Annotated in this window: 1 protein-coding gene; it reads left to right on the top strand. The window is 55.9% G+C overall.

All coding sequences use genetic code 11. The annotated features are described in order from the left end of the window. Positions 1-41: 41 nt before the first annotated feature. Positions 42-1,580: an IS3 family transposase gene (locus SB764_RS38070; protein WP_410866473.1), complete on the top strand. Its 1,539-nt coding sequence runs from the start codon at positions 42-44 to the stop codon at positions 1,578-1,580. Positions 1,581-1,608: the final 28 nt, after the last annotated feature.

Below are 1,608 nucleotides of genomic sequence, written 5' to 3'. Positions count from 1 at the left end.
GGGGATGCGGACAAAATCTTGGACTACTTTGGAGGTAGTCCATGTATTCATACGAAGACCGCGTTCGGGCGGTCGAGCTGTACCTGAAACTCGGGAAGCGCATCAAGGCGACAATCCGCCAGTTGGGTTATCCGACGAAGAATTCTCTCAAGGCGTGGTGCGCGGAATTCGAGAAGTATGGCGATCTGCAGAGAGAGTACGTTCGCGTAAAGCCGAAGTACTCCGAAGAACAGAAGAACTCAGCACTCGAGCACTACGTCAATCACGGGCGCTGCTTCAGTTTCACGCTCAGGGCATTAGGCTATCCCTGTCGCCAGATACTGACGGCGTGGGTTCGCGAGCGCTATCCGGAAACAAAGAAACGCGTGATTGGCAAGGCAGGCCGAGCGGCCGTGTCATTGGCTTCCAGGCAGGTCGCGGTGTACGAACTGTGTACACGGGAAGGAAGTGCACAGGCGGTGGCGCAAAAGCTGGACGTCGACAGGGTGTCGCTGTACAACTGGAAGAATCAGTTACTCGGCCGGGAGGCCACTGCATCCATGAAACGCGACAGGGGATCACCCGCAGAGACGGATCGGGACGAACTGGAGCGGCAGGTCGAAGGGCTGCGGCGCGACATTCGCAATCTGCAGCTTGAACACGACCTGTTGAAGAAGGCGAATGAACTCGTAAAAAAAGACCTGGGCGTCGACCTGCCATTCCTGAGCAACCGGGAGAAGACGACGCTGGTTGACGCCCTGAGAGAAGAATACGGTTTGACTGAGCTACTTGCGCGGTTGGACCTGGCGCGCAGCTCCTATTTTTATCATCGGTCGTCCATTCGGGTTGCCGACAAATATGCAGATGTCCGTCGTACCGTTGCAGAGATCTTCGAAGACAATCACCGATCCTACGGCTATCGTCGGGTGCAGGCAGCGCTCGGCCGACAACGTGTGTTTCTATCAGAGAAAGTCGTGCGTCGCCTCATGAAACAAGGCGGCCTCCATGCAGCCAGGCCCAGGCGGCGCCGATACCGTTCTTATATTGGGGAAATCAGCCCTGCCCCAGATAACATCATCAATCGCGATTTCCGTGCTGACGCCCCCAACGAAAAGTGGGTGACGGATATCTCCGAGTTCCAGATTCCTGCGGGTAAGGTATATCTGTCGCCCATGATCGACTGCTTCGATGGCATGGTAGTCAGCTGGTCGATTGGCACAAGCCCTGACGCAGAGCTCGTGAATACCATGTTGGATGCGGCTATCGAAACCGTGACTGAAGAAGATAAAGCACCGATCGTGCATTCCGATCGGGGTGGCCACTACCGTTGGCCGGGCTGGCTATCGCGGGTTGCAAAGGCGAATCTGATTCGATCCATGTCGCGGAAAGCCTGTTCCCCTGACAATGCTGCCTGTGAGGGATTCTTCGGCAGGCTGAAGACCGAGATGTTCTATCCAGGAGACTGGCGTTCGACGACCATCGCGGAGTTCGTTGAGATACTGAACGCCTACGTTCGCTGGTACAACGAGAAACGGATCAAGGGCTCCCTTGGCTATCTCAGCCCCATCGAGTACCGTGAAAGCCTCGGCCTAACGACATAAAACAGTCCAAGAAAATAGCCGCATCCCC

The organism is Paraburkholderia sp. SIMBA_027 (genome assembly GCF_046535315.1).
GTDB classification, from domain to species: domain Bacteria; phylum Pseudomonadota; class Gammaproteobacteria; order Burkholderiales; family Burkholderiaceae; genus Paraburkholderia; species Paraburkholderia tropica.
The sequence above is the reverse complement of the archived record's forward strand: the minus strand, read 5'-3'. Positions and strand labels throughout refer to the sequence as shown.

What these genes read in the sequence shown, in the direction of transcription:
- SB764_RS38070 (WP_410866473.1), top strand. Translation starts at nt 42, where the DNA reads ATGTATTCATACGAAGACCGCGTTCGGGCGGTCGAGCTGTACCTGAAA.